Consider the following 24,410-nt stretch of genomic DNA (forward strand, 5'->3'; position numbering starts at 1 on the left):
CGGATACTTCTGGTAGCTCAAGATCGGCAGAGGACAATCGGCTGATGAAAAGCAAGCGCACCTGGCAGGTCGTGCGAAATGTCGCGGACAAGGCGCTCCTCAACCTCCCCGTTACGGCCCTTCTTGGAATGGCGGTCCCGGGGCTTGGAGTCGCGGTCACACTTGTCGATGATCAGGCTCATGATGCCGTTGTCCTGGCTTTATTGATTTGCGCGGCGCTCGGCGGACTTTCGATATGGCTGAGGCACACGAGCGACGGCGGTTACAAAGAGGTCGCCGCGCGATTGGCTCGGACTCTCTCCGGCGGAGGTCTTCCGGTCATCGTCGCTCTCGGCCGTTTGTGCAGTAAGAACGATGCGATCCAGGCGCAGGCCGCGGCCGATATCCTCATCCACCAGATCGTCGCCGCGGCCAGGCGTACCTGCAGTCATGCCAAGCAGCCGAGCTTGACCCGGGCCGCTTACTATAAGTTCGGGCAGGACGGGTATCTACAACTGGTAAGCGCGCTTTGGGGAGTCGGCTCGCCGCGGAGCAGGTTAGGTGTCGATGGTGATCACGACAGAGATCTCCTGCAATTCGCATCGAACCATCTGAGGGTGAAGCGCGTAGATGATATTAGCCGGGAAGATTGCTTCCTCGACGTCCTGGAGATGGGGAAGCCCCGGTATAAGAGCTGTATCGCCAGCTCGGTCGGCGTCAAGGAGGCCGGGCTCAAAGAAGGGCTGCTCGTCGTGGTCTCGCCCGAGGCGAAAGCGTTCGAAGATTCGGATGTAGAAGCGCTCAGACTGCTCGGCGGAGCGCTGGCCGCAGGTCTGGCGCATGTTCGTGCTCTGTGAGACTTTGATGGCAGCGCATCGACGGGGCGGCAAATGCAGGGAGGGAGCCTAAATGGAAAACGGACCTACTGTGAGTGACGAAGTCATCGAAAGGGCCGAGCAGGTCGCGGACGAGCGGCTCGATGTCGACGAGTATTACACCGACGTCGAACGACGCGCTGTCCTGCTGGTGGAGAAGGAAGTCAAGAGGCGCCGCGCGAGACTCGGACTTCGCTGGCGGGCGACCGGAGCTTGATCGCTGGAAGCCCTCCGAGCGGCGGCGCCTCCGTGGATTCAACGGGTCTGACTACGCAGCGCAGCCAGTTGCGGACCGTACGTTTGAGGTTGGCTCACCTTGAGCCCGGTCAGCCGACTCAGCCGGACCGCTCGACGGCGGATGCGGGGCGCGACGGTCACGGCGGCTCCGCGCCGGATTCGCGCTGACCGGCGTCCGCCGTGGCGGGTGCCTCTGGGCCGTGTAAGCCCGCGGCGGCGAGGGCGATGAAGGCGCAGATCCCGAGCATGGTCGCCCAGACGCCGTGATAGGCGCCGAGCACGCCGAGGCGGTGCCCCGACAGGACCAGCACGAGCGCCGACACGCCGATGACCGCGCCGCAGGCCCGCGAGGTGACGGACAAGGCGGTGCCGGTGGCGAGCCGCGCGGGCGGGATCTCGGCGACGGCGGCGCCGCTGAGCGACGTGACCAGCACGGCGATGCCGACCCCGGTGACGACGACCGCGGGGAAGACCACCGTGAGGTAGGCCTGGCCGCCTCCGGTCGCGACCGCCAGGCAGGCCGTGGCGAGCGACAGCAGCACGACACCGCACAGCGCCAGTCGGCGATGCCCGGTTCTGGCCGCCAGCCGTCCGGCGATCGGTGCGGTGAGGACCTGCGCGACCGCTCCCGGAGTGACGGCGAGCCCCGCCTGGGTCTCGGAATATCCCCAGATCCTGGTCAGGAACAGGATGTTGGCCAGCGGCAGGGCGAACATCACCAGGCCGAGCAGGAACATCGCGAGGTTGGCCCGCTGCGTGCTCCGGGCCCGGAGGATCTTCAGGTCCACGATGGGAGCGGGGTGCGAGCGCGCCCGCCGGACGAACAGCACGCCGAAGACGACGCCCGCGACCAGGGCGGTGATCGTACCCGGGCTGCCCGGCCCCCACGCGTCACTCTGCACGATGGCCAGTGAGGGAAGGCCGATGGCCGCCACCAGCAGGATCAGGCCGACGATGTCCGGCAGCCGGGACGGGGTGGACGGGGGTGTGCGGGCCAGGGTTCGCCACGCGCCGGCCAGCACGACGAGCCCGACCGGCAGGTGCAGGAAGAACACCGTACGCCAGTCCCAGACGCCGACCAGCAGACCGCCGAGCGAGGGCCCGGAGGCGGTCGCCACCGACTGCGTCGCGCTCCACAGCCCGATCGCCGTGCCACGCCGTTCCGGCGGGTAGTACGGCAGGATCAGGGCGAGGGTCAGCGGGGTGATCACGCCGCCGCCCACGCCTTGGACCACCCTGGCGGCGATCAGGATGCCGGCCGAGGGGGCGATCGCGCACAGCGCGGCGCCGATCACGAACACCGTCAGCCCGGCGAGGAAGACCCGGCGATAACCGAACCGGTCGGCCAGGCCGCCCGCCGGCAGCAGCGCCGCCGTGAACGTGATCGCGTAGCCGTTGAACACCCACGACAGTTCGGGCAGGCCGCTGCTCGGAAAGCTCCGGAGCATGTCGGGGAACGCGATGTTCGCCAGCTGTACGTCGATCGCACCGAGGAAGGCGCTCCCGCACAGCACCGCCAGCGGGAGCGCGCGGGATCCGCGCACCTCAGCTCGACGCCGCGCCGAACCGCTCCCGGAGCTCGACCTTTCGGATCTTGCCGGTGAGGGTCCGTGGCATCGCCTCGACGAGTTCGAGGCGCTCGGGCCAGAACCAGCTGTTCACGCCGGCGTCCTCCAGGTGGGTCCGCAGGTCCTCCAGCGTGGGTGGCTCACCCGCCGGCGTCACCACGGCGCACACCAGCTCGACCAGCTTCGGGTCCGGGATGCCGATGAGCGCGATGTCACGGACGGCGGGGTGCCGGCCGAGCAGTGCCTCGATGTCGCTGACCGGCAGCTTGAGACACATGTTCGCGATGATGACGTCCTTGGTCCGGCCGGAGATGCGCACGCCGCCGTAGCCGTCGTCGCGGGCCAGGTCGCCGGTGTCGAACCAGCCGTCCGGCGTGACCGATTTGGCGTAGATCTCGTCGCGCCGGTAGTAGCCGAGGCATTGGGCCGCGCCGCGTACCTGCAAGGCGCCGATCTCGCCGGCCGGGACCGGCTGGTTCTCCTCGTCGACGATGCGCGCCTCCATGCCGGCCACGACGGTGCCGTCGCTCTCTCCGGCCCGCTCCGGCGGGTCCTCGGGCCGGGTCATGGTGACGCCGCCGTTCTCGGTCATGCCCCACAGCGCGTACACCCGTACTCCGAGGATCTCGCTCACCTGCTCCACCAGGTGCGGCGGGACGGGCGCCGAGCCGGACACGAAGATCCGCAGACTGGGGATCTTCCGCGGGTTGGCCTTCTGCTCCTCGCTGATCTCCCGGGCGAAGGGCGGCGTGCCGTAATACATCGTGACGGCGTGCTCGGCCATGAGGTCGAGGTAGACGCCGGGGTTCCAGAGGTCGGCCGTGACCGCGGTGCCGCCCAGCATCAACGCCTGCAGGTACGTCATCACCAGGCCCACATAGTGCATGGAGGTCTGCGCCGTCATGATGACCAGGCTGTCGTCCAGGCCGTACGCGTCCCCGTAGCCGCGGATGGCGGCATGCAGGGTGTTCTGGCTGTGCAGCGCGCCCTTGGGCTCTCCGGTCGTCCCCGAGGTGAACAGGATGAGGAACGGATCGTCCGGACCCAGCGCGCGTCCGGCCAGCTCCGCGGGGTCACCGGGTTCGGGGTCGAGGAGGTGCTCCTCGAATCCGATGGACCCGGCCGGGCCGTCGCCGCCGAGGACGACGACGTGCTCCAGGGTCGGGATCTCGCTCGCGAGCGTCATCGCGGTCTCCGCGGTCGGCAGGTCACCGAGCTGGTTCACGGTGATGAAGACCCGCGCCTCGGTCAGCCGGATCATGAAGTCGAGCTCGCGATGCCGGTAGATGGGGAACTGCGGCGCGATACGCGCGCCGACTTTGATGCAGGCCAGCGTCAGCGGCAGCATCTCCCGGCGATTGGGTAATTGGATGGCGACATAATCCCCGGGCCGTACGCCCAGCCGGATCAGGCCGTGGGCGATTCGGTCGGTCAACTGGTCCAGTTCCGCGTAGGTGACGACGTCGGTACGGCCGTCGGCGACCCGTCGGCTGATCAGCGCGGGTTTGCCGGGAAATGCCGCCACGTTATGCCGAAGGTCATCCAGGAAGGTCGCGCTCCGCCACCAGCCGTTGCGCCGATATTCCTCGTGTGTGTCCGTCACGCTCGCCCGCCTTTCGTCAGGCGCCTCGCAGACGCCCTTGGCTGCTGATCTGCACGAAATTCAAAATACGGCATATAGGGCTTTTATTCGCCTGCTGTGTTATCCGGCTTTCTCCGCCGGGTGACGAGGAAGAACAGCGTCGGGAGATGGACCGCGACTCCCTCCCACACCTCCGCGCAGACGGCGACGCCCGGCCGGGCGAACGTGCCGGGCGGAGGTTCGGCCACGCGGATCACCGAGCGACGCCCGTCGAGGAGCCTGGCCGCCACGGAGATGTCACCGACGAGGGCGGACCCCGGGCTGATCCACCGGTTGCGGCAGATCTTCATGCCGTTGCCCGTCGCCAGGTCCGCCAGCAGGCCGTTGCGGCCGACGAGCCAGTGGTAGTAGTCGTTCGGGTTGATGATCATCGCGTGCGGCGTGGCCCCTGACTGCTCGACCTCGTCACAGGCCGCCAGGACCCCGGCGACGTAGTCGGTCTCGTAGGGGAGCCGGGCGATCTCCGGGTGGTCGAGCAGGTGGTTGGTCAGCGCGAGGTTCTCCGCCGTGGCGAGCCGGACCAGGAGCCGGTAGTCGAGGAAGGTGGCCAGCGCGGCCGGGTCGTCGGCCAGCCCGTCGGGGATCTGCACCCACGCCCGGATCGGGTGCACCCCGGCCTCGGCCATGCCGAACCTGAACGCGGCCTCGCGGCGGACGTCGGAGTCGCGTACCGCCTTCCGCTCCTCCTCGCTGGGCCGGGACTCGGTCCAGAAGCGGGCGACGTCGTCGGCGGGGCGGACCTTGAGCAGGTTGCGCACGGTCAGCCGGGGCCGGTCCTTGGTGGGTTCGTGCGCCTCGGTGATGGTGTAGTCGAAGGTCACCTCCGCGTGGCGGGGATCGGCCGCGAACGCCCGCGCGAATGCCTCGCCCGGGGACTGCTTCACGGTCGGCGCGCCGGCTGGGGCTGTGTCCGTTGACATGGGTGCTCCCGGTCAGAAGTCGTGCTGGATGAGCCGCTGGTAGAAGGGCAGATGGTGGTCGTAGAAGGCCTTGAGCGCGGGGTGGTTGTCGACGGTGTCCGGGTAGGTGTTGAGGCGGTCCTCGAAGCCGGCGCTGCTGCTCGCGTCGAGATGCCATCGGCGGGTCCGCCGCCACTCGGGCCGATCCCCCGAGTCCCAGGTGAGAGCCCGGGGGAGGAACGGCAGGCCGGCGTACTCGCAGAAGACCTCGGCCACCTTCGCCGGCTCCCGCACCAGCCGCTCCGTGCGGAGGACGAGCGGCCTGCGCCCGGTGGCCGACCAGACCAGCTCGAACAGCCGGTGCAGGCGTTCGTAGCCGATCTCCGCGCGGGTCACCGCCGGTTTGATCGCGTAGTGCGAGCTGATGGTCGGCCTGGGGTCGCGGACGATGAAGGTGTGGACGATCCCGGTGAGCTCGCCGGGGTGATCGAAGAGGTAGGCGTACTCGTAGTCGAGGACCTCCTTGACGAACACCGGCCGTACGCGGGCCAGCTCCTTGAGGCCGGCGAGGAGTTCCTTCTCCGAGCGCGCCGTCGTCTGACCGCCGAGCGGGACCGCTCCCTCCTCGGTCAGGGCGAGGAACGGCTCGTGCAGGACGGTCACGTCGCCGCGCTCGATCATCATGCGCAGGAACGCCGTCGAGGCGGAGCGGGAGTGCGCCCACATGATGATCAGCGGGTTCACCCCGACCACCAGGCCGGGACGCGGTCCCAGCGGTGCCGGCGGAGCTCCTGGAGCAGCGCGTCGTCGAGCGGCCGGCCGTCGCTGACCGCCAGGTTCGCCCGTACGTGTGGGGGCCGGCGCATGCCCGGGATGACCGTGCTGACCGCCGGATGGTGGAGGATGAACCGGAGGGCGAGTTCGGGGAGCGACCTGCCCTCGGGGACGGTCGCCTTGAGGCGCTCGGCCCGCTCGACGCTCGGCTGGAGGTTCTCCGCGCAGAAGTAGGTGCTGCGCCAGTCCTCCTCCGGCCAGGTGCTGGCGGCGGTCAGCGCGCCGGTGAGCGTGCCCTCGTCGAACGGGACGCGGGCGATGATCCCGACGCCGTCGCGCAGCGCGCGGTCGAACAGCTCGTCCTCGGGCGCCTGGTCGAAGATGTTGTAGATCACCTGGATGACGTCGATGAGACCGGTGTCGAGGGCGGCGAAGCAGTTGGCCGGCTCCCACCGGTTGACGCTGATGCCGACCGCGTCGATGACCCCCTCACGCTTGAGGTCGGTGACGGCCTCCTGCCAGCGCTCGTCGCCCGCCCACCGGTCCTCCCAGGTGTGGAACTGCATCAGGTCGATGCGCGGCACTCCGAGGTTCTCCAGGCTTCTGTACGTGTACTCCCTGATGTGGTCGGCGGGGTAGGCGTCATCGAGGGTGTCGTCCGGTCCCGGCGGCCATTCGCGGTTCTTCGGGGGGATCTTCGTGGCGACGTACAGTTTCCGGTCGGGATGGCGGCGGAGCAGCGCGCCGAGCAGCTGTTCGCTGATCCCCCGGCCGTACACCCAGGCCGTGTCGAAGAAGGTGCAGCCCAGCTCGACGGCCTCGTCGAGGCAGTGCGGGGCGACGTCGTAGTCCCAGCCGGTGAAGTTGCCGGGGCCGCCGCCGATACCCCACATGCCGTATCCGACCTCGCTGACTTCCCAGCCGAGGTTTCCCATCTTGCGGTGTCGCATCCCTTGAACCCTCTGTCTTCGTGATCAGCCGGTTGGCACCTGTCGATGTCCTTTCACCGCGCGGCCGCTCGCCAGCCGGGCGTGGTACGCGGTGATCGAGCCGTCCAGGCTGCCGTCGTCGAGCTGCCACCGCTGCTCGAGCCGGCGGCACTCGTCCTTGCGGAACAGCGCGGGATTGTCGGTCAGCAGGTCGGCGAACGCCTGCTTCAGTCCGTCCTCGTCCGTGCCCCGCGGGGTGGGCAGGAGTGAGGCGAGCGTGGTCAGCTCACGGTCAGCGGTCGTCCGGCCCGCCTCGCGGACCAGCGTCACGAAGTCCCCGCACGGGATCGGGGCGATGGCCACGCCGGCGCGCAGCAGGACGTCGTCGAAGCAGACGCTCTCCGCGCGGAAGACGTGCAGGGTACGGCCCCAGGCGGCGCGGTCGCACACCGCCGCCGCCACGCGGGCCGCCACATAGTCGACCGGGGTGTAGTCGGACCGCGTGGCGACATCCGGCCGGACGCCCAGCCGCAGGAACGCCGACAGCAGCAGATGCGTGAACGCCACCGGGTTCGGATATCCGTTGTCCGCGCTCGGCATCACCTCGCCGAGCCTGAGCACGGTGACCAACGCGCCCCGGCGCCGGGCCTCGGCGAGGTAACGTTCGGCGATCCACTTGGACCGGCTGTACCCGCCGGCGGGCGTCCTGGCGAGGGACGGTTCGTAGTCCTCGGGCAGCCGGTCGTCGTGCCGGAGCGCCTCATCCTGGAGCGCCGCGAGCGTCGACACATAGTGCACCGGTACGGGCCGGTAGGCCATCGCGAGCCGGACCAGCTCGATGGTGCCCCGGACGTTGACCTGACGATGGGCGCGGTAGTCGAACAGGAAGTTGACCAGGGCGCCGTTGTGGAGCACCAGGTCGCAGGTGCGTGCCAGGTGTTCCCAGGTACGGGCGGCCAGCCCGAGGCCCGGTAACGCCAGGTCGCCCGCGAACCCCTCGAGCCGGTCGGCGAACCGCGGCTCCCAGAGGCCCCGCTCGATGAGCGCGCCGACGACCCTCGCGGTCGCGCCGGCGTCGTCGGCGGCCCGGGCGAGGCAGCGTACCCGCAGGTCGGTGCGGGCCAGCAGCTCATGGACCAGGCGGCTGCCGACGAAGCCGGTCGCCCCGGTGACCAGGACGGTCCGCAGCTGCCCCGACCGGTCGGCGGGCCGGACGGGCTCGCCCTCGGGCACCGTCGCGTCGCGGGCCATGAGCACGGACTCGTCCTCGATGGCCACGCCGTCGCGCCGCCGCCGTTCGATCAGCGGCGTCAGCTCGTCGGCGGTGGGGTGGTCGTACAGATCCTTGACGTCGACCCGCACGCCGCACTCCGCGGTGATCATGTGCACCACGGACAGGGCCTGGATGGAGTCGCCGCCCGCCTCCGCGAAGTGCGTGTCGGCGGTGAGGCCGGGCCGGCCGAGCGCCGACCGCAGCGTCCGCAGGACCTGGTCGGCCAGGGTCGCCGTCGGCGCGCTCTCGGCCAGCCGGGCAGTGTCCTCGGCGAGCCGGCCGTCGAGGACCGTCTGGAGCCGCCCGCGGTCGACCTTGCCGTTGTCGTTCAGCGGCATCTCCGGCAGCAGGAAGAAGTAGCGGGGCATGCTGGTCCTGGGCAGGGTGCGGCGCAGGTGCTCGCGGAGCCCGGTCTCGGTCAGGCCGCCACCGGAGGCGAACAACGCGAGCGCCTTCGTCCCTGCCTGCTCGGCCACCAGGACCTCGGCCTGCCGGACGCCGGGGCACCTCTCGGCCGCCACCTCGATCTCGCCCAGCTCGATCCGGACCCCGTGGATCTTGACCTGGAAGTCCTTGCGCCCGGAGAAGAACAACCGGCCCTCGTCGTCCAGATGACCGAGATCGCCGGTGAGATAGAGCCGGTCTCCGGGGATGCGCTCCGGAAACGGATTGCGGACGAACGCCTTGGCGGTGGCGGCGGGGTCACCTAGATACCCCTCGCCGAGGCAGTCGCCACCGATGGCGATCTCCCCGGTGGCACCCGGTGGCACCGGACGCAGGTCGTCGTCGACCACCACGGCATAGCAGTTGTCGATCGGGCGGCCCAGCGGAATCGTGTCCCCATCGGCCCCGGACACGCGGTGGAAGACCATCCCGATGGACGCCTCCGTCGGCCCGTAGCCATTGGTCACCTCAAGGCCCGGCAGCAGCGCCATCAGCCGGTGCACCGCGTGCGAGTTGACCGCCTCGCTGCCGACGATGAGCCGCCGGAGCGACGAGAGCTTCCGCAGCGCCTGCTCGTCGCTGTCCACGATGGCCACCAGCGCGTTGAAGACGCTCGAGACGAAGTCCGCGGTCGTGATGCCGTACTCGGCGATCAGGTCGATGGTGTGCTGCAGGTTGAGGAACTCACCCTGTACGGGCAGGACGGTGTGGCCGCCCGTGGTCAGCGGCCAGAACAACTGCCAGAGCGAGGAGTCGGAGGTGTGCCTGCTGTTCTGCAGGACCACGTCGTCACCGGTCGCGGCGAAGTACCGCGTCATGAAGCGAAACCGGTTGGTCAGCCCCGCGTGCCGGTTCATCGCGCACTTCGGCGTGCCCGTGGTGCCCGAGGTGAAGTAGCCGTAGATCAGGTCGTCGGGGCCCACCGGCGCCGCCGCGCGCCGGGGCGCCGGGTCGATCCGGCCGACCTCGACGGTGACCGCGCGATGCCGTAACTCCCGCGGCAGCGCATCGGCGGTGGCGCACAGGATCGGCCCGGCCGGCAGCACCCCGAAGGTGTCGCGGATCCGGTCCTCCGGCCACGAGGGGTCGAGCGGTACGAAGGCCGCGCCCAGCTTCATCAGCGCCAGGTAGGTGATAGGCAGTTCCAGGGAGTTGACCAGCAGGACCGCGACCACGTCGCCCTTGCCCACGCCATGCTCGGCCAGCGTGGCCGCCAGGCCGTTCACCAGCCCGTCCAGCTGCCGATAGGTGAGCATCCGGCCGTCGAACGTCACCGCCGGGCGCTCGGGATGGCGGTCGACCTGCTCCTCGATCAGCGCCCAGATCGGCTGGAACGCCCCGAAGTCAACTGCTTGGCCGGCGAAGCTCTGGAGTCCGGTCATCTCCACCTCTCCCCAAGGAATGCCCCCGTGCCGGCCGGGCCCCTGCTGAACCTGGGCCGGTGCCACGCCCATGCCGCCCTACTCATAGGCGTTCCATGTCGTTCCATGTACGCAGGTCAAGCAGCGGGCGTTCCGGTGAGAGGTGGGCGTACGCGGCATCCGCCGGCGTGCGCCGTGCCGCCGCGGCGGCGATCTGGCCGACGGCGGGTGCGGTCTGAACCCCGTAACCACTGAGCGCGGCCAGCCAGACGAAGCCCGGCGCGTCCGGTGTCTCGCCGACCACCGGCGTGTCGTCCGCCACCGCGCTACGCAGGCCGGCCCACGCGTGCCGGACACTGCGGATCTCCAACGTGGTGGCCTTGTGTAATCGCTCCACGGCGATCGCGACGTCAAGGTCGTCCGGACGGACGTCCCCGGGTGGCATCGGTGTCGCGTCGGCCGGTGAGATGAGCAGCCGTCCCGACTCGGGCTTGAAGTAGAAGGTGTCCGCCACGTCGGTGACCATCGGCCAGCGGGTCGCGTCGACTCCGCCGGGCAGATCGGCGAGGAAGGCGGTGCGGCGCAGCGGCCGCAGGCCGACGGGCCGCACCCCCGCGAGCCCGGCCACCTCGTCGGCCCACGCGCCGGCCGCGTTGACCACGGTCGGCGCGGCGAACTCGCCCGCGTCGGTGACCGCCCGCCAGAGCCCGCCGCGCCGGAACAGACCCCGCACCCGCGCCGAGGTGATCACCTGGCCGCCGCGCGCCCGGATGCCGCGGAGAAAGCCCTGGTGGAGCGCGTCCACGTCGATGTCCATCGCCGCGGGTTTCAGCATGGCGCGGCTGTACCACCCGGACCGCACGATCGGGCACCGCCGACGCACCTCGTCGGGGTCGATTTCACGGACCGGGGTGGGCGCCGACAGCCCGTCGGCCAGCATCTCGGCGAACCGCTCCGCCGCGTCCACCGCGCCGGCCGGGCACAGCGTGAGCACGCCACGCGGGGTCAGCAGCGGAGCGTCCGTGAATCCGGGTGGTGGTGTGGTGAGAAACGGGCGGCTCGCGGCGGTGAGCGCTCGTACGGCCTGGTTGCCGAAATACTCGGAGAAGAGCGCGGCGGACCGTCCGGTCGAGTGGTAGCCGGGGGCCCGCTCCATCTCGAGCAGCGTCACACCGCCGGACTCAGCGAGGAAGTATCCAGCGCTGGCACCGGCCACCCCGCCGCCCACGATGAGAAAGTCTCTCACGGTGGTAATCGATCATACTTCCGGCTGGACTCGCAAATATTTTCTACATTCCTGACTATTCGTCGATTGTCAGGAGGAATCTGGGTGGCGCGGCCGGGGCGCTGTAAGCGCAGGTCACGGGTATGGTGCATGACGTTAGGCGATGGACGATCTTCCGAAACTGATTCTGGTCAAATTAGATAAAAGGCGTGATAGGTCGCTAACTTTCCGTTTTCAGGATATGGACGTCTTTTAGGCTGGTTTAGCGATTGCTGAATATTCTGGCGTTATGGAGCGTTCCTGATAATCGCCTATCTAGCCGGTGTCGGGGTCAATGGGCTCTTTAAGACCGAAACCTCCGCGGGCGTGACCGCGGAGGTTTCGGCTGTGCGGAGGGTGGCTTGTGGCCGGGTTCGGCGTCCCGGAGGTCCTCTGCACCGATGCCCCGGCAGCGAAACTACATAACGTAACCATTTGACTACAGAATGCTGCCATACGTAGATACCTACGTACCCCGAAATAGGTAGTCATATGGGGATTTATCACATCTCGCCGTTGCGGGCTGTGAGGGAGGCTGGTGGCCAAAGCACCAGTTCAGCCCGGAAGTGAGGATCGAGGCTCCGCGCCATGTATAAGCATCAGCCCCCCGAATCCGCCCCCCTACGTTCCCGAACGCGAGGCGCCACGCTTCGCCGCCTACTGCTTGGAGCAGGGATGGGGTCTGCGCTGTCTGGGGATGGTGTGCATGGCCGGCACAGGTTCAGGTCCACGGCTGAGGATGACCGCCTCGCCGGAGCGCGACGGGTGGCCTCATGGAGGCTCCCGCACAAGCCCGGCTCCGTACCCAAGGCGCGTCACCTGACCCGTGAGCTGCTGATCGACTGGGGTTACCCCGGCCAGGGCGATGTCGCGGAGCTGCTCGTCAGCGAGCTGGTCACCAACGCGCTGAAATACGTGAAGGGGACCGTCGACCTCAGCTTCTCCGCTGAGGACGGGCTGCTGCGCATCGAGGTCGAGGACACCAATCCCGAACTGCCGCAGGTGGGTGCGGCACCCCGCCCGGACGACGAGCGAGGCCACGGGCTCCGCTTGGTCGAGATGCTGTCGTGCTGCTGGGGCAGCGTACGCACCGGCCGGGGAAAGGTCGTCTGGTTCGAACTGCCCGCCTGTGCCATCGCCGAAGGCTGAGCCCGCGAGTCCGCACTCCTGAAAGGCTACGAGAGAGCTTCCATGCGTCAGATCCGTGTTCACAAACGCCCCATCCGCACGACCGACAATCGGCCAGATCTGCGGACGCCGTCAGGACGGCGGTTGCCGTACTGACCCATGAGCCACTGTGGACCCCCTCAGAAAGGGACGCCGGCACCGATCGGATCACCACCGAGATCGGGCCGGCGTTCCTTCTGATCTGGAGCAATGGTCATTCTGTGTCGGACTGCTCGATCGCGTAGGTGATCGCCCGTTCCACCCCGAGCCGCGACCCTTGGCGGAAGACCGCCGAGAACGCCCGTCCACCCAGTTCGGCACGGGCCCGCGCCATGCACTGCTCGTGCCCGCGTACGTGCGGGAACAGCCGGGTCGGCGAGGCGCCCATCGCCCGCCACAGCGGGTGGGCGGTGCCGAGTATCCGGGCCGCGCGCTCATAGCGGCCCTGCGCGCAGGCGGTCCAGGCCAGGACCTCCAGGCATTGCGTGAGGCCCCACCGGTCGTTGATCAAGCTCCGGAACTCGGCCGCCTCCCTCATCAGGGACTCGGTCCTGCGCCAGTCGCCCTGGTTCCACGCGGCGATGCCCAGAGCGAACAGCGCGTACCCGCGTGACACCTGGGCGTGCCGCGCCTCGGACAGCGCGAGGAACCGCTCGCTCAGGCTGATGCCGAGCTCCGGGACCTCGGCCGAGCCATAGGCGGCGGCGTAGAAGAGATTGATGCTGGCGGCATCGACGTCTCCACCGGCCAGGTGTTCGGCACGCGCCTTCTCCAGGAGCTCGAGGCCCTGCTTGGGGTCGCCTGCCGAGAACGCGGCGATGCCCGATACCTGGGTGGCGAACGCGATGGCCGACCTGTCGCCCAGCCGCCGGGCCAAGGCATGACATTCCGCCAGCCGCGGCATGGCCGCCTTCAGGTCGCCCTGATGGAGGGCCAGCAGGCCGTCGGCCCACAGGGCCTTGGCCCGCGTGGAGTTCGCCTCCGGCAGGAGTTGCAGGCCACGCTCCAGCCAGTGCCGGCCTTCGGTGATGGAACCGGCGATGATCCAGAAGACCCACAGCGCCGAGGCGATCTCCAGCCCCACAGCGGCCCGGGCCGCCCGGCCGAAGCACAGGTCGAGCGCGACGCGCAGGTTGGGACTGTCCAACTGCAGGGTCCGAAAGCCCTCGAGCTGATGGGGAGAGAGCCGCTCCAGCCGGTGCCGCTCGACCACGTGCCGGTAGTAATCGACATATCGGCTGCCCAGCTTCGTCGTCTCGGCGAAGGTCAGTCGCTCACGGCCGTACGCGCGGATGCTGTCGAGCATGTGGTAGCGCACCCCGACCTCTCGCTGCTGCGCGATGACCACGGATTTGTCCACCAATCCGGCGATCAGATCGATGACCTCCGGCTGGTCGATCTCCGTTCCCGCGCAGATCGCCTCCGCCGCCTCAAGTTCGACGCCGCCGGCGAAGATCGACAGCCGGCTCCACAACCGCTGCTCGGCCTGGCAACACAGCCCGAAACTCCAGTCCAGGGTCCCGCGCAGCGACTGGTGCCGGGGCAGCGCGGAGCCGGCGTGCTCGGCCGGCACCTCGAAGTGCTGGTCCAGTTCCCGCATCAGCTGCTCCACCGGCGTCGTACGCAGCCGTGCCGCGGCCAGCTCGATCGCCAGCGGGATGCCCTCAAGGCGCTGGGCCAGCCGGGCCACCGTCCCGGCGTTGGCCGCGTCGACGGCGAACTCGGGTTGTACCTGCGCCGCTCGCTCCACGAACAGGCGGACCGCGCCGTGCCGGAGGACGTCGCGTACCGTGGTGCCGGAATCAGGCACCGACAGGGGCGGCACGTTCAGCACCTGCTCGCCGTACACACCGAGCGCCTGCCGGCTGGTCGCCAGGATCCGCAGCCGCGGGGCGCCGCGCAGCAGGCCGCTCGTCAGGTGGGCGCACGCCTCCAGCAGGTGCTCGCAGTTGTCCAGCACCAGCAGCATCCGTCTGTCGGCCAGGTAGTTCACCAGCGTGGTCATGGAGGAGGGGGCTACCTCCCGCAAGCCGAGCGCGGCGGCGACGGTCGGCTCCAGCAGGTCGCTGTCCTCGAGAGAGGCCAGCTCGACCAGCTCCACCCCGTGCGGGAACGTCCGCCGCAGGGCCATGGCCGCCTGCACGGCCAGCCGGGTCTTGCCGACTCCGCCGGTGCCCGTCAAGGTCAGCAACCGGGTGCCGGCCAGCATGCGGCGGATGGCCGACAGCTCGTGCCTACGCCCGATGAGGCCGGGTACGGCTACCGATGGACTCGACATGGCCGGTTCTTGGTGCCTGTCACCACCACATTCACCCCACGTGGTAGGCGGGTCACCTCATGCTTCGGTAACCGCGCCATCACCACCAGGTTATGTCCACGCGTCCAGATGCACCACCGCGCTCCCGGCTCTGTGCGCCGGAATCGGCCTGGGCATAACCTGGATGGTGAGAGGCCCGGATATCGCGCTTTGGTGACCTGCTGACGGGCCGACAAGAGGGCGTCGATGGCAACGGTGGTGGCAGGCAACACCCGGCGGCAGCAGATCGGCTGGCTGCCGGCCGAGGTGACGAGTTTCGTCGGACGTCGGCACGAGGTGGTCGAGGTCAAACAGCTCCTGTCCACCTCCCGCGCGGTGACCCTGCTCGGCGTGGGCGGGGTGGGCAAGACCCGGCTGGCCCTGCGCGTGGGGATCGAGGTGCGGCGGGCCTTCCGCGACGGCGTGTGGCTGGTCGAACTCGCCGCGCTGACGGATCCGGAGCTGCTCGCCCAGGTCGTGGCCGAGACCCTGGAGATTCGCGACCATACCGTCTGTTCGCCCATGCAGGTGCTCATCAGCCACCTGCGTGACAAGCAGGCGCTGGTGATCCTCGACAACTGCGAGCACCTGGTCTACGAGTGCGCCGTGATGGCCGAGACGCTCCTGCGTGCCGCCCCTGAGCTGCGGATCCTGGCCACCAGCCGGCAGGCGTTGGGGATCACCGGCGAGCAGACGCTGCCCGTGCCGACGCTTCCGCTGCCGCTCTCCGACAATCCGGGGATGCCCATCGAGGCGCTCATGCAGTGCGACGCGCTGCAGCTGTTCACGGAGCGGGCCCGGGCGATCCTGCCGGCGTTCGCCATCACCGAGGACAACCAGGACGCGGTGCTGCGGATCTGCCGCCGGTTGGACGGCCTGCCGCTCGCCATCGAGCTGGCGGCCGTCCGGCTGCGGGCGCTGTCGGTCGGGCAGTTGCTCGAACGGCTGGACGACCGGTTCCGGCTGCTCACCGCGGGGTCGCGGGCGACGCTGCCCCGCCACCAGACGCTCCGCGCGATGATCGACTGGAGCTTCAGCCTGTGTTCGGAGCGGGAGCGGCTGCTGTGGGAGCGCGCGTCGGTGTTCGCCGGCAGCCTGGACCTGGAGGCGGCGGAGGCGGTCTGCGTCGGCGAGGGCATCAGCCGCGAGGAGGTCATCGACCTGGTGATCGGCCTGGTCGACAAGTCCGTCTTCCTCCGGGAGGAGCAGCGTCCCGGCGTGAGATACCGGCTCCTGGACACGATCCGCGAGTACGGCCGCGAACGGCTCATCGCCTCGGGCCAGGAGGTGACGCTGCAACAGCGACACCGCGCCTATTACCGGGCACTGGCGGCGCGGGCGCGGGCGGAGTTGTTCGGGCCGTCGCAGGTGACCTGGTTCGCCCGGCTGCAGCTCGAACACGCCAACCTGCGTACCGCGATCGAAAGCTACTACGCCGATCCGGCGGAGGTCAGGGCCGGCCTGGGCATGGCCGCCGACCTGCTCTATCACTGGATCACCAGTTACTACCTCGCCGAGGGCCGGCGTTGGCTGGACCGGGGGCTGGCCCTGGACACCGAATCGAGCGAGGTACGCGCCAGGGCGCTGTGGTCCAACAGCTGGCTGGCCATCATCCAGGCCGATATCACCTCGGCCACGACCATGCTGGACGAGAGCCGGGTCCTGGGGGAGCAACTGGGGGACGAGCTGGTCCGCGGCTACGTCGCGCTCTACTCGGGCATGATCGCCATGTACCGCGGCGACACCGAAGCGGCGATCAGCCTCTACGAGGAGGCGGTGACGCGGCACGGCACCACCAAGGACCCCGTCGGTCGGGCCCTGGCCCTGATCCGGCTGTCCCTCGCGCACTCGTACCTGGGCGACTCGGCGCAGGCCATCTCCCTGGGCGACGAGTGCCTGGCCGTGTGCGACGCCTACGGGGAGGGCTGGCACAAGGCGTACACGATGATGGCGCTCGGCGTGGAGGTGTGGCGGCAGGGAGACCTGCACCGGGCGACCGGACTCGAGAAGCAGAGCCTGACCTTCAACCGCTCGCTCGACGATCCGCTGGGTGTCGGGGTCAATCTCGAGGTGCTGGCCTGGATCGCCGCGACGGAGAAGCACTACCAGCGGGCCGCCCGGCTGCTGGGGATCCTGGAGACCGTCTGGCGGTCGATCGGCGCGCCGCTGTCTGGGTTCGGGCACCTGGTGCGCTATCACGACGAATGCGAGACGCGTACGCGCAACGCTCTCGGAGACTCGGCCTTCGACGCCGCGGTCAAGCGAGGTGCCCGGCTCTCCTACGACGAGGCGCTCGGCTACGCGCTCCAGGAGGACGCTCCCCCCGACGAGAAGGCACCGGAGGTGCCGGCGCGGCTCACCCGCCGGGAGAAGGAGATCGCCGCGCTGGTCGCCCAGGGGATGACCAACAAGCAGATCGCCGCGGCACTGGTGATCGCCCAGCGCACCGCGGAGGCGCACATCGAGCACATCCTCAACAAGCTCGGCTTCAACTCACGCGCCCAGATCGCCGTGTGGTTCGGGGAACAGGTCCGCGCCGCGGACGAAGAGTCCGGGGACGCACGCGACTGACCGAATCTGGTGGTTGATCGGCCTTTGGGGGTTTTCGGGCCACCGGTATGCGGCGTAGCTTACTGTCGTTGGGCATAACCAAGGAGCTATTCGATCGGCGGGGGATGCAACGCATGAGTGACGAGGCTCGGTGGTCCGCGGGTATCGACTCCAGCACACCAAACCTCGCCCGGATGCATGATTACTTCATCGGTGGCAAGGACAACTTCGCCGTCGACCGAGAGGCGGCGGAGGCGGTGCTGGCCACCGCGCCGGAAGTGCGCGTCATGGCGCAGGAGCATCAGGCGTTCCACGTACGCGTGATCCGGTTCCTCGTGGAGCAGGGCATCACCCAGTTCATCAACCTGGGCTCGGGGCTCCCCAGCGACCTCAACACGCACGAACTGGCCCGATCCCTCACCCCCGACGCCCGGGTGGTCTACGTCGACACCGACCCGGTGGTGCTCACTCATGGCAGGGCGATCCTCGCCAAGGGGCCCAGGACCGCCGTCGTCAAGGGCGGCATCACGCATCCCGCCGAACTGCTCGCCGACCCCGACCTGCGGGAGGTGATCGACCTCGACCAGCCGGTGGCGGTGCTGTTGTTCGGCGTCCTGCAGTACATCCCGGACAGTAGCCACCCTTTCCAGCGCGTGGCCGAGCTGCGGGACGCGTTGCCGGCCGGCAGCCACATCGTCATCACGCATGTCGTCTTCGACTCCCGCCCGGAGGCCGCGGAGCCGATCGTCAACGTCTACCGCAAGATGCTGGGCCACGACGAAGGCGGCGCCCGTACGCGCGAGACGGTGCTGCCCTTCTTCGACGGACTCGACCTGGTCGAGCCCGGTCTGGTGTACGTCCGTGAGTGGCGGCCCGACAGCCCCTTCCTGTCCGAGAGGCCGGAAATGGCGTGGGTGATCGTCGGCGTCGGCCGCAAGGCCGGGCCTTAGTTCAGCGCCGGTCGAAGGTCAGGTGCAGCTTGGCCGGGCTGCCGAAGGGCACGCCGGCCTGACGCGGGATGTCGGCGCCTTCCTCGAGCCGGAAGTTCGTCGCCTGCTTGAGCAGCTCCTCGAAGGCGATCATCAGTTGGATCCGGGCGAAGTGCTGGCCGAGGCAGCGATGCACGCCTGCCCCGAACGCCAGGTGCGGATTGAGGTGCCGGTCGAAGACCAGTTCGTCGGGGCGGTCGAAGCGCGCGGCATCGCGATTGCCCGAGTAGAACTGCACGACGACCCGATCTCCCGGTTTCAACGGGGTTCCGGCGAGTTCGGTGTCCTGGGTCACCGTACGGGCCATGAACGCCACGGTCGTCTCGAAGCGCAGGAACTCATCCAGCGGCCCGCGCCACCAATCCGGGGTCCGCAGGATCGGCTCGACATCCTCGCGGGTGGCCAGATGGTAGGCGATGTTGACGATCGCGCCGCGCGTCGTGTCCAGGCCGCCGAGCAGCAGCGTGGTGACGATCGCCACCTGTTCCCCAGCGGTCAGGGGGCGCCCGTCGATGCTCGCCCCGGCCAGGGCGCCAAGGACATTTCGGTCATCCGCCGACCGGTCGCCTGCCTCGGTGACCGCCTCCACCGCGAGCAGGGCGACCGCTTCGAACGTCTCGGGCGTGCTCTCCAACGCACACCGCTTGACCGCCGCCACGCCCCGTCTCATCAGCTCCATGTTGTCGGTGGCGAACACGACCCGGGCCAGTGACCCGGCGATGAAGGGCACCGCGTAGTCGCGCGCCATCTCCACCCGGCCGTCGCCGATGAACCCCGCCATGGCGTCCCGGGCGATCTCGCGCAGCTGCTCCTCATAGCGGAGCAGGAACGAGCGCGAGAAGTACCGGTCGAGGAACCTGCGGTACTGACGGTGATCCGGCGGGTCGACATCCAGCGGGATCAGGCGGACCGGTACGCCGCGCAGCCCCGGCTGCGCCGAACTGAAGATCGCCGGTCGCAGGCAGACCGTGCGGACATCCTCGTAACGGGTGACCAGGTAGTAACCACCGTCGCTGTGCGTGTGCACGACCGGGCATTCCTTGCGCGCGACGGCGAGCGCGTCGAGGAGATGCTCGCGCTGGTCATCGGCGAAAAGATCGATGTTCGCCAGGACGTCCGCTGCCGATGCGGTCATCTTTCCTCCACAAGGCGCCGGCTCACACACCGTCATTAGACCGCGTGGCGACCATTTGACCAAGTGTGTGAATCGACAACCATGGACGGCCCGGCGGCATCTAACGCTTCGGACGATCTACTTAAACCCCAGCGAAAGGCTGCAACGTGCGTATTCTTTCCAGAACTCTCGCCGCCGGAGCGCTCGTCACCGCAATGGCCGCCGCCGCGATGCCCGCGTCCGCTGCCGCCGCTCCCTCCCGCCAGCTCAAGAACGCCGCGACCGGACTGTGCCTGGCCGTCGGCAAGAGCGAGGTGAAGAAGGGGAAGCGGGTCATCCAGTGGTCGTGCAACGGGCTCAAGGACCAGCAGTGGATCTACTCGCACCACAAACTCGTGAACGCCAAGACGGGCATGTGCCTCGCGATCGCCCACGGTGACCGGCGGAAGGGCAAGTACGTGATCCAGTGGCCGTGCACCGACGGCGGGATCGAGCAGGAATGGGCGTACGACGACTACCAGCGGTTCCAGAACAGGGCCACCGGACTGTGCCTGGCCATCGGCAAGAGCGAGGCAAGGAAGGGCAAGTGGGCGATCCAATGGACCTGCAAGACCATCGCCGACCAGGCCTGGTACATGCGGTAGCTTGACCGGCCGCCGGGGGGATGCCCGGTTGTGGTGGGCTTAGGGACGCCCTAGGGGGGAAGACCGGACGCACGGGGCCCGACAACAGTCAGTGGGGGCGTCATGGTCATTTCGCGAAGCGTCTTCAGACGCAAACCGGTGGAACAGATCGCCACCGAACACGAGGGCGAACTGTCCAGGTCACTCGGCCTGTGGCAGCTCACCGCCATCGGGATCGGCGGCATCATCGGGGCGGGGATCTTCGCTCTGGCGGGCGCGGTCGCCAATCAGACCGCCGGACCGGCCGTGCTCGTGTCGTTCCTCATCGCCGGGGTCGCCAGCGCCGCCGCGGCGCTCTCGTACGCCGAGTTCGCGGGAATGATCCCGAAGGCGGGGTCCGCCTACACCTACGGGTACGCGGTCCTGGGGGAGATCGTCGGCTGGTTCATCGGCTGGGACCTGCTGCTGGAGTACACCGCGATCGTCGCGGTCGTGGCCATCGGCATCTCCGGCTACTTCGGCTTCCTCGTCCAGCAGTTCGGGTTCCAGCTGCCCGCGTGGATGCTCGGTGCGCCCGGCACCGGTCAGGGGCATGTGGTGGACCTGTTCGCGGTGCTCTTGTGCCTGCTCATCGCCTTCCTGCTGAACCTCGGCATCAAAGCCGCGGCCAGGTTCGAGACGTTCGTGGTGGGCATCAAGATCGCTGTCGTGCTGCTGGTGATCGTGGTCGGGGCCCTCCACATCAACCCCTTGAACTACCACCCCTTCTTCCCGTTCGGGGTCAGCGGGGCGATCACCGGGGCCGCCACCGTGTTCTTCGCGGTGTTCGGCTACGACGCGATGAGCACCGCGGCCGAGGAATCGCGGGACGCCCGGCGGCACATGCCGAAGGCGATCGTCTACTCGCTGATCATCTCCATGGTGCTGTACGTGCTGGCCACCCTCGTGCTCACCGGCATGCAGAACTACCGGGACATCGACCCGGAGAGCGGCTTCTCCTCGGCGTTCGCCTCGGTCGGGCTGTCCGGGCTGGCGTCCCTGATCGCGGTGGGGGCGATCATCGGCATCCTCACGGTCATGTTCACCTTCATGCTCGGCGTCACCCGGGTCTGGTTCTCGATGAGCCGGGACGGGCTGCTGCCGCAGTGGTTCGCCAAGCTGCACCCGGTGCGGCGGGTGCCGTCGCGGGTCACCTGGATCGTGGGCGTCGCCTCGGCGGCGATCGCCGGGTTCCTGCCCATCCGGGAGGCGGCCGAGCTGACGAACATCGGGATCCTGCTGGCGTTCGTGGTCGTCTGCGTGGCGGTGATCGTGCTCCGCTATCGGCAGCCCGACCTGCCCCGCGCGTTCAGGACGCCGGGAATGCCGGTGACACCGGCCGTCGGGGTGATCTTCAGCATCTGGCTGATCACCTTCCTGGAGCCGGTCACGTGGCTGCGGTTCCTCGTCTGGTTCGTGATCGGGCTGATCGTGTACTTCGCTTACGGCCGCCGGCACTCTGCGCTGGAGTCGCAATCGGTATGAGAAACAGCCCCGGACTCAGGTGAGTCCGAGGCTGTGCGAGCGTGGTGGACGATACTGGGATTGAACCAGTGACCTCTTCCGTGTCAGGGAAGCGCTCTCCCGCTGAGCTAATCGTCCATATCGAGTTAGAAAACTCCGAGCGGAAGACGGGATTCGAACCCGCGACCCTCACCTTGGCAAGGTGATGCTCTACCACTGAGCCACTTCCGCGTGGCGCCACACTTAACTTTAGCGGATCCGGGAGGGTCCGCCGTCCGGCGACCGAGGTGGAGACGGGATTTGAACCCGTGTAGACGGCTTTGCAGGCCGCTGCCTCGCCTCTCGGCCACTCCACCAGGAGATTGCACTCCGAGCGGAAGACGGGATTCGAACCCGCGACCCTCACCTTGGCAAGGTGATGCTCTACCACTGAGCCACTTCCGCGTGTTTCCGGCGATGACCGGCCACGGGAAAACCATATCGCCTTCGGAGAGTGCACGTGCGCGGTGAGCGGGCTCGCGGGTGAGATTCAGTGGATCACGCGGACATCCTTGGCCATGACGTACATGACCCGGTGGCCGAACTGGATCTGGTGATAGCGGGCCTTGCCCTTGACCATGACGTGCCCGGCCGGGTTGAAGGATTTCGCCGCCTGATAGGAGCCGTGCAGCGTGAGGCCGAGCGAGTAGTACTGGCCGGGCTGGATGACGTAGTTGAGCGGGGTCGCGGCCTGATAGGTGACGCCTTTGCGGCGATAGGCGGGCTGTCCGGGGTAGGCGAGACCGTACACCTTGACGTGCTTCCTGAGGGGAGTGACCAGCGGGCCTCTCGCCCGGATGGCGTTGGGGGCGGAGCCGGGGTTGTAGAACCAGGCCTTGGTGCCCAGGTACCAGATGGCCGTCCAGTCGCCCGATCGGCCGGCCACGGCGTATCGCTGGCCGGTCGAGGCGCGGGCGCTGTGGTCGTAGACGCTGTACGTGCTGGGCTTGCCGACGCGTTTGCCGATGTCGTCGACGAGCGGGGCGTCTTCGCGGGGCTCGGTGCGCAGCCATACCGAGGAGGCGCCGTGCGGGGGACAGGGCTTGCCGGCCTTGGCGGGCTTGGTGAAGCAGCCGGTGAACTGCGGCTGGTTGGCGTCGTAGTTGGGGCGGATGATGACTGACGTGCCCTTCTTGGCTGGTTTGAGGGGGCTGCCCAGCAGGTCGAAGTAGTGTGCCCAGTCCCAGTACGGGCCCGGGTCCTCGTGCATGGACGCGAGTGTTGTCGGGTTCGAGCCCGGTACGTTGTCGTGGCCGAGGATGTGTGCGCGGTCGAGCGGAATGTCGTGTTTGGCAGCCAGATATTTCACGAGTTTGGCCGACGCGATGTACATGGCCTCGGTGTACCAGGTGCCGCCTTTGGCCAGGTAGCCCTCGTGTTCGATGCCGATGGAGCGGGCGTTGACGTCCCAGTTGCCGGAGTGCCAGGCGATGTCCTTCGTGCGTACGTGCTGGGCGACATGTCCGTCGCTGGAGCGGATCGTGTAGTGCCAGCTCACGTACTTGGGGTCGTGCACCATCGACGGGACGCCCGCGTAGGTGCCCTCGGTGTCGTGGATCACGATGTAGTCGATGCGTCTGGGGTGGTTCAGGGTGTCGTGGTTGCCGTAGCCGCCTGTGTCGGTGCGTTTGTAGGCGGCGGGCATCCACTCGCAGGCCAGTGAGGCGGGGCATTCGATGTTCGGGTTTCTGGGTGGGGCAGGGGAACTGGCGCGGCCCTCGCCTGCCGCCGGTTCGTCCGTGTCCGTTTCGGGGGGCGGTGGTGGGTCTCCCTGGGACGCGACCTGCGTCAGGCCGGCGGGCCGCCCCGGGCCGGCCGGGGGCCGTGTTTCGTCGGTCGTGGTTCGCCCTGGACCGGCCGTGGGCCGGGTCTGGTCGGTGGTGGATCGCCCTGGGCCGGCCGCGAGTTGCGGCTGGTCGCTTGTGGGCCGCGCCGGGTCGGCTGTTTGGCCGGGAACGGGCTGCGCTGGGTCGTGCGCGTCGGGTTCGGGTGAGGCTGAGGGGTCTCTATCGGTTTCAGGTGACGTTGAAGGGGCTCGGTCCGCTACGCGGTGGGCTGCCGAGCGGCTCGTGACTGGGCCGAGAGGGCTGGGGCTGAGAGGGCCGGGGTCGAGAAGGCTGGGACCGAGGGGGTGGGGGTGGAGTGGGTTGGGGCGAGCGGGTGGGAAGAGGGCGGGGATGGCCGTCAGTCGTACCGGCTGCCCGTCGTCCGTGCGGCGGGCGGCTCCGGCGCGGATCACTGCGAACACCTCGTCGGCGAAGGCGCGAGCCGCCTGCGGGCCGGGCGCGCCCGCATAGCGGGCGACCGCGTCGTACCAGTCGGCGGGATTGGTGCTGGGCCGTCGCTGGTAGGAGGCGAGCACGGCGGCGCCGCCCCGGATGTTCGCGGCGGGATCGGTACGCAGTCGCGCGGCCGGCAGCCCGGTGAGCCGCTGCGCGAGCCGCAGCGGCGCGTCCACGAGATGCATCGGCCCGTAACCTCCGGCCACGCTGGGCGTCCCGGCGTTGGCGTCCCACCGGGACTCCAGGTAAGACAGGCCCAGCAGCACACTCTCCGGCACCCCGAAGTCCCGCGCCGCCGCCGCGAAGTCACCCTGACGTCTCGCGTTGGCCCAGTGCCCTGCGTTGGCCTGATGTCTTGCGTCGGCCTGGCGTCTCGCATCGACCTGACGTCTCGCGTCGCCTCGATGCCCCGCGTCGGCCTGGCGTCCCAAGTCGGTCTGGCGTCTCGCGTCGGCCCGATGTCCCACGTCGGTCTCAAGCCCCCGGCCGCCCTGGCTCGGCAGTCCAGGAACGGCGACGGTGGACGCGGTGAGACCGACGACGACCCACAGCAACATGGCGACCCCCACGGAACGGCACAGCGACGCTACTCACCGTAACCA

General features: G+C 68.8%; 17 protein-coding genes and 4 tRNA genes. 7 read left to right on the top strand and 14 right to left on the bottom strand.

Annotation, left to right across the window (positions count from 1 at the left end; translation table 11 throughout):
* The first annotated feature begins 44 nt into the window (after positions 1-44).
* Together KME78_RS15760 and KME78_RS15765 are read left to right on the top strand one after the other, a co-directional pair.
* Positions 45-836 carry a hypothetical protein gene (locus KME78_RS15760; protein WP_219529637.1) on the top strand — a complete coding sequence of 264 codons (792 nt, stop codon included), beginning with the start codon at positions 45-47 and terminating at the stop codon, positions 834-836.
* A 70-nt stretch (positions 837-906) separates the two neighbouring features.
* Positions 907-1,071 carry a hypothetical protein gene (locus KME78_RS15765; protein WP_219529638.1) on the top strand — a complete coding sequence of 55 codons (165 nt, stop codon included), beginning with the start codon at positions 907-909 and terminating at the stop codon, positions 1,069-1,071.
* 157 nt (positions 1,072-1,228) lie between these two features.
* Here KME78_RS15765 and KME78_RS15770 read toward each other — a convergent pair whose 3' ends face one another.
* From KME78_RS15770 to KME78_RS15800, 7 genes are all read right to left on the bottom strand, one after another.
* Entirely contained in the window at positions 1,229-2,635 is a 1,407-nt protein-coding gene (locus KME78_RS15770; RefSeq protein ID WP_219529639.1) for a DHA2 family efflux MFS transporter permease subunit, read from the bottom strand.
* A 1-nt stretch (position 2,636) separates the two neighbouring features.
* The gene (locus tag KME78_RS15775) at positions 2,637-4,262 is read right to left on the bottom strand and encodes an AMP-binding protein (protein WP_219529640.1); all 1,626 of its coding nucleotides are present in this window, start codon (positions 4,260-4,262) and stop codon (positions 2,637-2,639) included.
* 83 nt (positions 4,263-4,345) lie between these two features.
* A complete protein-coding gene (locus KME78_RS15780; protein WP_219529641.1) occupies positions 4,346-5,221 on the bottom strand; it encodes a family 3 encapsulin nanocompartment shell protein in 876 nt (291 codons plus the stop codon).
* A gap of 12 nt (positions 5,222-5,233) precedes the next feature.
* A complete protein-coding gene (locus KME78_RS15785; RefSeq protein WP_219529642.1) occupies positions 5,234-5,944 on the bottom strand; it encodes a sulfotransferase-like domain-containing protein in 711 nt (236 codons plus the stop codon).
* Entirely contained in the window at positions 5,941-6,924 is a 984-nt protein-coding gene (locus tag KME78_RS15790) for an aldo/keto reductase (protein WP_219529643.1), read from the bottom strand. Before KME78_RS15790 ends, KME78_RS15785 begins: the two co-directional genes overlap by 4 nt.
* A gap of 24 nt (positions 6,925-6,948) precedes the next feature.
* Positions 6,949-10,002 (bottom strand): non-ribosomal peptide synthetase, encoded by a 3,054-nt coding sequence (locus KME78_RS15795; protein WP_219529644.1) that lies wholly within the window; start codon positions 10,000-10,002, stop codon positions 6,949-6,951.
* Positions 10,003-10,084: 82 nt separating this feature from the next.
* Entirely contained in the window at positions 10,085-11,227 is a 1,143-nt protein-coding gene (locus KME78_RS15800; RefSeq protein ID WP_219529645.1) for an NAD(P)/FAD-dependent oxidoreductase, read from the bottom strand.
* A gap of 783 nt (positions 11,228-12,010) precedes the next feature.
* Here KME78_RS15800 and KME78_RS15805 point away from each other — a divergent pair.
* Positions 12,011-12,394, top strand: coding sequence for an ATP-binding protein (locus tag KME78_RS15805; protein WP_219529646.1), 384 nt, complete (start codon positions 12,011-12,013; stop codon positions 12,392-12,394).
* Positions 12,395-12,626: 232 nt separating this feature from the next.
* Here the strand turns inward: KME78_RS15805 and KME78_RS15810 are convergent, their stop codons facing one another.
* Positions 12,627-14,690, bottom strand: coding sequence for an ATP-binding protein (locus tag KME78_RS15810; protein WP_219529647.1), 2,064 nt, complete (start codon positions 14,688-14,690; stop codon positions 12,627-12,629).
* A gap of 225 nt (positions 14,691-14,915) precedes the next feature.
* Here KME78_RS15810 and KME78_RS15815 point away from each other — a divergent pair, with 225 nt between their 5' ends.
* Positions 14,916-17,279 (top strand): ATP-binding protein, encoded by a 2,364-nt coding sequence (locus KME78_RS15815; protein WP_219529648.1) that lies wholly within the window; start codon positions 14,916-14,918, stop codon positions 17,277-17,279.
* Between the two features lie 113 nt (positions 17,280-17,392).
* Positions 17,393-18,208 (top strand): SAM-dependent methyltransferase, encoded by an 816-nt coding sequence (locus KME78_RS15820; protein ID WP_219529649.1) that lies wholly within the window; start codon positions 17,393-17,395, stop codon positions 18,206-18,208.
* Position 18,209: 1 nt separating this feature from the next.
* Here KME78_RS15820 and KME78_RS15825 read toward each other — a convergent pair whose 3' ends face one another.
* Positions 18,210-19,382, bottom strand: coding sequence for a cytochrome P450 (locus KME78_RS15825; protein ID WP_219529650.1), 1,173 nt, complete (start codon positions 19,380-19,382; stop codon positions 18,210-18,212).
* A 146-nt stretch (positions 19,383-19,528) separates the two neighbouring features.
* On the opposite strand from KME78_RS15825, the gene KME78_RS15830 reads away from it, so the two are divergent.
* Positions 19,529-20,005 carry an RICIN domain-containing protein gene (locus KME78_RS15830; protein WP_219529651.1) on the top strand — a complete coding sequence of 159 codons (477 nt, stop codon included), beginning with the start codon at positions 19,529-19,531 and terminating at the stop codon, positions 20,003-20,005.
* Positions 20,006-20,107: 102 nt separating this feature from the next.
* Positions 20,108-21,508 carry an amino acid permease gene (locus KME78_RS15835; protein ID WP_219529652.1) on the top strand — a complete coding sequence of 467 codons (1,401 nt, stop codon included), beginning with the start codon at positions 20,108-20,110 and terminating at the stop codon, positions 21,506-21,508.
* A gap of 42 nt (positions 21,509-21,550) precedes the next feature.
* Here the strand turns inward: KME78_RS15835 and KME78_RS15840 are convergent.
* From KME78_RS15840 to KME78_RS64305, 5 genes are all read right to left on the bottom strand, one after another.
* Positions 21,551-21,625 (bottom strand) — tRNA-Val (locus KME78_RS15840).
* A 21-nt stretch (positions 21,626-21,646) separates the two neighbouring features.
* Positions 21,647-21,718 (bottom strand) — tRNA-Gly (locus KME78_RS15845).
* A gap of 54 nt (positions 21,719-21,772) precedes the next feature.
* Positions 21,773-21,843 (bottom strand) — tRNA-Cys (locus KME78_RS15850).
* A gap of 16 nt (positions 21,844-21,859) precedes the next feature.
* Positions 21,860-21,931 (bottom strand) — tRNA-Gly (locus KME78_RS15855).
* A gap of 85 nt (positions 21,932-22,016) precedes the next feature.
* Positions 22,017-24,365, bottom strand: a complete 2,349-nt coding sequence (locus KME78_RS64305) for an N-acetylmuramoyl-L-alanine amidase (protein WP_246651152.1) — start codon at positions 24,363-24,365, stop codon at positions 22,017-22,019.
* Between the last annotated feature and the right edge of the window lie 45 nt (positions 24,366-24,410).

The organism is Nonomuraea guangzhouensis, assembly GCF_019396345.1.
Classification (GTDB): Bacteria; Actinomycetota; Actinomycetes; order Streptosporangiales; family Streptosporangiaceae; genus Nonomuraea; species Nonomuraea guangzhouensis.